General features: G+C 36.1%; 6 protein-coding genes. All 6 read left to right on the forward strand.

The annotated features are described in order from the left end of the window. Positions 1 to 47 precede the first annotated feature (47 nt). A complete protein-coding gene (locus tag ABH968_RS26715; protein ID WP_370048907.1) occupies positions 48 to 620 on the forward strand; it encodes a major tail protein in 573 nt (190 codons plus the stop codon). Between the two features lie 33 nt (positions 621 to 653). Then, a complete protein-coding gene (locus tag ABH968_RS26720) occupies positions 654 to 998 on the forward strand; it encodes a hypothetical protein (RefSeq protein WP_370048908.1) in 345 nt (114 codons plus the stop codon). A 32-nt stretch (positions 999 to 1,030) separates the two neighbouring features. Then, on the forward strand, positions 1,031 to 1,204 hold the full coding sequence (locus ABH968_RS26725; RefSeq protein WP_370048909.1) for a hypothetical protein: 174 nt from the start codon (positions 1,031 to 1,033) through the stop codon (positions 1,202 to 1,204). A gap of 94 nt (positions 1,205 to 1,298) precedes the next feature. Continuing rightward, positions 1,299 to 4,634, forward strand: coding sequence for a phage tail tape measure protein (locus ABH968_RS26730; RefSeq protein WP_370048911.1), 3,336 nt, complete (start codon positions 1,299 to 1,301; stop codon positions 4,632 to 4,634). Further along, entirely contained in the window at positions 4,631 to 5,440 is an 810-nt protein-coding gene (locus tag ABH968_RS26735; protein WP_370048913.1) for a distal tail protein Dit, read from the forward strand. Before ABH968_RS26730 ends, ABH968_RS26735 begins: the two co-directional genes overlap by 4 nt. Before the next feature lie 15 nt (positions 5,441 to 5,455). Beyond that, on the forward strand, positions 5,456 to 6,387 hold a 932-nt coding region (locus tag ABH968_RS26740; RefSeq protein WP_370048914.1), incomplete at its 3' end, for a hypothetical protein.

The raw sequence follows: 6,387 nt of genomic DNA on the forward strand, positions 1-6,387 counted from the left end.
GATTTATTGCGTTTTACTAAATAAAAGAAACGGAGACTATTAAATCTATGAGTAAAAATAAAGTATTATACGGTTTAACAAATGTTCATTATGCGACATACTCCCGTGAAGAAGATGGTACTTACAAATATGATGAACCAGTACGAGTTGAAGGTGCAGTATCCTTAACGATGTCACCAACAGGAGACAGCAATAACTTCTATGCAGATAACGGTATCTTCTTCTCACGTAACTCAAATACAGGCTATGAAGGTACTCTTACAATTGCAATGATTACAGACAAGTTTCGTACAGATGTATTAGGTGAAAAAATGGTAAACGGTGGTTTCTTAGAAACTTCTGATGCTAAAGGTAAAGACATTGCACTTATGTTTGAAATTGACGGAGATATTGAAGCTACTCGTTTCGTTTACTACGATTGCACAGTTGCACGTCCAAATCAAACAGCTAATACAACAGGGGAGTCTATTGAAATTGAAGGTCAAGAATTAACATTCACAGCGAAACCACGTATTAACGACAAGGCTATTCGTTGGAATACAGGTGAGGCAACACCTGAAGAAATGTATAACGACTTCTTCAAAGCAGTTATCGAGCCTGTTGAAGTCGAAGCTGCATAAGAAAATAAATTTAAAACGGAGGAATTACTCCTTATGGCAGAAACAACAGTAAATATTTATGGTAAAGATGTCGCATTCAAAGTCACAGGACAAACACCTTTAATGTATCGAGCGATGTTTCCAGGTTCCGACTTTTTAAAAGACTTTATGAACTTGGAAAAAAATCAAGCTCAAGGAAAAGCTTTTGAATCAATTGAGTTCTATCAAATGGTTTATTGCTTGGCAAAGAAAGCTGATCCAGAGATTCCAGAAATGAATGCATGGCTAGATACATTTGAAGATGGTTTCCCGGTTATGGAGATTGTTAATGATATATTGCCACTAATTCAAGCAAATTTCATTTCTACTCAAATTAAAAAAAAGTCAAAAAAGAAGTAAATGATGATCCTTCCACAGCTATTTATTTATTGATGGCTAAAGAAGCTAAGCTTTCATTTGATGAAATGGATTTAATGTCTATTGGCATGGTTTTAGAACACATTGAATTGTATTTTGAAATGAAAAGCCCTAAAGATGATAAAAACGGAAAAGTTACAGTTAGAAAAGCAACACAAGCTGATATTGATGCGCTGAAAATCAAATAAAATCCTGGGGAATTACCGATAATGGTAGTTCTCCTTTTTTATATGTAGTTTGTGATTTTCTATGAAAAATTATAGAAAGGAGCAAATAAATTTAATGGCTGGAAAAGGTATTAAAGGTATTACTATAAATATCGATGGCGATACAAGAGGTTTAGATAATGCATTAAAAGACGTCAATAAACAGGCCTCTCAAACTCAAAAGGAATTACGAGAAGTTGAAAGAGCATCTAAACTTGATCCATCAAGCACCGAACTCTATGCGCAGAAACAACAACTATTGCAAAAGCAAGTACAAAGTACTTCTGAAAAGCTAGATGTATTAAAACGAGCACAACAACAAGTAGAACAGCAATTTAAAAATGGAGATATTGGAGAAGAACAATATAGAGCATTCCAACGTGAATTAGTTACTACAGAAGCATTGCTTAAATCTTACCAAGGTCAAATTGATAAAACTCGTAATGAGCATCATGCATTAGCTGAATCAACAAAGAATATGCAAACGTTCTTTCAAGCCACTGGTACATCTGTAAACACCTTCTCAGACGTTTTAGGGAATAAATTGACGAATGCAATTAAAGAAGGTAAAGCTAATTCTCAACAATTAGAACAAGCATTGGAGAAGATGGGTAAAACTGCTCTAGGTTCTTCTATGGACTTCGAGAAGATGAAACATGCTCTTTCTAACGTTGACCAAAGAGGACTTAAGGCAGTTCAAAAGGATTTAAGTCAGGTTGCAAAAGAAGCAAATAAAGCAGGAGATGAAGTAAACGGCTTTGGTAATAAACTTCAATCTGTAGCAGGCGCATTAATGTCAGGCGGTGGATTAGCCGCTATGATTCACGAAGCATTAGATGTATCTACGCTTAATACTAATATTGAAATATCAATGGGTATAAAAGGTGGAGACGTTGAAGCTGTACGTGGTTCAATCAATGGTGTAGTTGCTGCAATTGGTGACGAAGAAGCCGCGTACGAAGGTGTTCGTAGACAAATGGTGCTTAACAAAGATGCATCAGCAGAAACTAACGCTAAGATTATAGAAGGCGCTTCTATGATTTCCAGAGCATATAAAGAAGTTGATTTCAAAGAATTAATTCAGGAATCACACGAGATTGGTAAAGAGCTTGGTATTACTCAACAAGAAGCGTTAGCACTAACCAATCAATTACTAGGAATTGGATTCCCTCCAGAGCAATTAGATATTATTTCTGAGTACGGAAATCAGCTAGAAAGAGCAGGCTTCAACGCAGAAGAGATTCAAGCGCTTATGGCTGCAGGGGTCGAAACTGGCACTTGGAATATCGATAACCTTTTGGACGGTTTAAAAGAAGGACGTATTCGTGCAACAGAATTTGGAACTGGATTATCAAATGCTCAAAAGGATGCTATTAAAGATGCAGGATTGTCTCAAAAAGCATTCGAAGATTGGGGTAATGCAATTGCTAAAGGCGGAGAAGATGGTAATGCCGCATTCAGAGAGATGACACAAGCATTGGACGAAGTTGACGACCAGACAGCAAGAAACGCTCTAGGAGTAGAGATTTTTGGAACGAAATTCGAAGACCAAGGCGACAACATAATTGATACGATTCTTAACATGGAAGACCATTTAAAATCAGCAGGAGATATGCAGAGCAAACTTAACGGTGACGTTGACAAGATGAAAGCTGATCCTGCTTATAGATTAGCGGAAGCGATGAACAACGTTAAGCAATCCTTAGCGCCGGTTTTAGCAGATATTGCAGAAGTAGTTGCATCTATCGCAGACTGGGTTGCAGAAAATCCTAAGTTAACAGCTACATTAGGTGCAATTGTTGCAGTAATTGGCGTATTAGGTGGTGCATTTGCGGCTTTCATGCCAGCTATCGGTTCGCTCGTAGGAATGTTAGGCGGTGCAAGTGCTGCGGCAGGTGTTCTAGGTACAGTAATGGCAGCATTGACCGGTCCAATCGGTTTAGCAATTGCAGCGGTTGCAGGTATTGGTGTAGGTCTATTTGCATTGAATGAACATATGAAACAATCATCATTTGAAGTAGAAGATTGGTCTAATAATGTAAGTGAAGGTACAGCTAAAGCAGTTGGCGCTTATATGGATTTAGATAAGCAAGCCACAGAATCATTGTTGCAACTTAAATGGTCGGGCGAAACTATTACTCAAGAAATGGCTACTAATATGATTGATACTAATAATCAAATGACCGAGCAAATCTTGACTAATATGAGAGAGAAACATGCTACTCAATTAGAAGAACAAACTAACTACTTTAATGAATCATCAGCATTATCAGCAGAACGTGAGGCTGAAATCTTAGAACAAACTAAACAACGTCAAGTAGAAGAACAAACAGCTATTACAGAAGGTCAAGCTAAAATTAATGAAATCTATCAAACTGCATCTAATGAGAAGCGAGGCATTACTCAACAAGAAGCTACAGAAATAGAGCAGATTCAACTAAGTATGAAAGAAAAAGCTGTACAATATCTGTCTGAATCAGAGCGTGACCAGAAAGTTATCTATGAAACTCTTAAACGTGATGCATCTCAGATTACAGCGCAACAAGCGGCAGATGTTGTTAAGAATTCTAAGGAACAACGTGATAAAACTATCAAGGATGCAGAAGAAACTTATAAACAACGTGTTGCCGCAATTACTAAAATGTGTGATGAAGATAAATCTATCTCAGCAGAAGAAGCAGATGCCTTAATCAAAGAAGCAGGACGTGCTAAAGATGGTACTATCAAGAATGCTAATGAAATGCATACTAAAGTAGTTAGTGAAGCTAAAGGTCAAGCCAAGGAACATGTCAGTGAAGTTGACTGGGAAACTGGCGAGGTTTTATCTAAGTGGGAAAAGTTCAAAGGTGATGTTACTAAGAAAGCCGGAGAAATTAAAGATGGTTTCATTAAATCTGTAAAAGAAATTTGGACAGATGCTAAGAAAGTCTGGGGAGATATTGAAGATGTGTTTAGTAAAGCAATCGACAATATTAAAGGGTTCTTCAAGAATTTAGTATTGAAGATTCCAAAACCAGAAATGCCTAAAATGCCTAGCTTCGCATTAGAAACTAGTACAAAAGAAATTTTTGGTAAATCTATAACTTATCCTTCTGGTATCGGTGTAACATGGCATGCTGAAGGCGGTATTTTCGATTCACCTACATTATTCCCAACTGCAGGCGGTATGCATGGCGTAGGCGAAGCAGGACCAGAGGCGATTATACCTTTATCACCTAAAGTATTAGCAGGAATTGGCGAAGGTATTGCTAAACAAATGAATACTTCTCAACCACAAGTAGTTTATGTTCAACCTGCTCCTGTTTATATGGATGGCACATTAGTTGGCGAAATCACTTTTGATACAGTCGATCGATTACAATTTAACAAAACAAATATTGCAGGGCTATCAAAAGGAGTAAATATGAAATGATAATTCAACTTTTTAATGGCAAAAGATTAGATATAGCTGATTATAGTTTGAAACGTCTGTTTCATCATATCCCTTCAATTTCTTTAAGCCATATCACTGAGAATGTGGAAGGCAGAGACGGTTTGCTGTTCATGGAAACATTCTTAGAATCTAGAGTTATATCGGTAGAGTTATTATATGAATCGTATGATATTTATGATTACTATTTATTGCGTGATGAGATCAATGCTTTATTTACTCGTAAAGAATCATTCTATGTCATCTTTAAAAATGAACCATATAAACGATATTTGGTAAGGTTAAATCAATCGTTTGAAGTTGAGCCAAACCAATACATGAACTCGTTCACAGTGGAATTTACTTGTGTAAATATATTCGGTGAATCTATTGCAGATACACGATCATTAAAAGATTGGGATAGTAATAAATGGGCATGGAACGGTCAAATAACATGGGTCGATGATTTAAAGTATTTGTTTAACTCAAATTCATTTGTAGTTAATAATTTAGGTAATGTTGATATTGACCCGAGACAAAGCGAGTTAGAAATAATTATAAAAGGTACATTTGCATCCTCTGTAGTGATTAAGAATGAAACTACAGGGGATGTTTATGGTTACAATGGTAATCTTACAGCAATTGATGAACTCGTTTTAAAAGGTGTGCAATCGTTTAAAAATGGCACAAGTGTATTCAGAAATACAAATAAAAAATTAATTCGATTATTTACAGGAGAAAACAATTTCACTGTTTCTGGTGGAACTGTATCGTCTATCGATTTTAAATTTAGATTCTTATATTTATAGAAAGGAGAATAAAATTTGACAATCATTTTAAATATTACTGGTAATCCTATTACTCGTGAAGAACGTATAAAGATTAACGAAAACTGGGATAGAATTATCGCAGGATTAACAGAAATGCAATATCAAATCAATATGTTGGCAGGCGGAGAGGACGTCCAAAAGATTCTTGAGGCGATACAAAAAGCACTAAATGATATTGCAGAAGCACAACATAAATCAGATGAAGCATTATTAAAAGCAGAAGAAGCTGTTGTTATTACTACTGAAGCAGCTGATAACGCAGATACTAAAGCAAAAGAAGCAGAAATTGCTACACAGAATGCAAATAACGCGGCTCAAAAAGCATTAGATTCTGTTCAAGGTGTTACAGAAGTATTAGCAGATTTAGACAAAATTAAACAAGCTACTATCACTGCTACTCAAAACGCTAATGCAGCTACAGTAAGTGCTAATCAGGCATCCACAGAGGTGAAAGAGGCAGCAAAACACTCAATAGAAGAAACAGATAAAGCAATCAAAAATATGAATGATACTATTAGTGCTAGTTTAAATGATAATAACCAAGAAGTTATTGATTTGATAACTACCACTAACAAAGAAATTCAAGACGCTATTAGTAATATGAGCGAACAAACTGATACAGCATTACAAAACGTCCAAGATGCTATTGAGGCATCTAATAAAGCAACGTCAGACAACACTCAAGCCACGATTAATGCAATTGTAGAAGCTAATTATAAAGTTAATATCTCAGTACAAAACGCTGATAACGCTACAAACCGTGCTATTATAGCCGCAGAAGCAGCAGAGCATGCAACTGAAAATATTAAAGGTTGGGGTACTGCTAGAGTATGGAACTCTATAGATGAGTATATTAAAAACAATGTTGTAACTGACAATGGTTCTACATGGCAAGCAACTAAACCTAACACGAACTCAAAACCTTC

The sequence above is a fragment of the Lysinibacillus sp. RC79 genome (assembly GCF_041262405.1).
Taxonomy (GTDB): domain Bacteria; phylum Bacillota; class Bacilli; order Bacillales_A; family Planococcaceae; genus Lysinibacillus.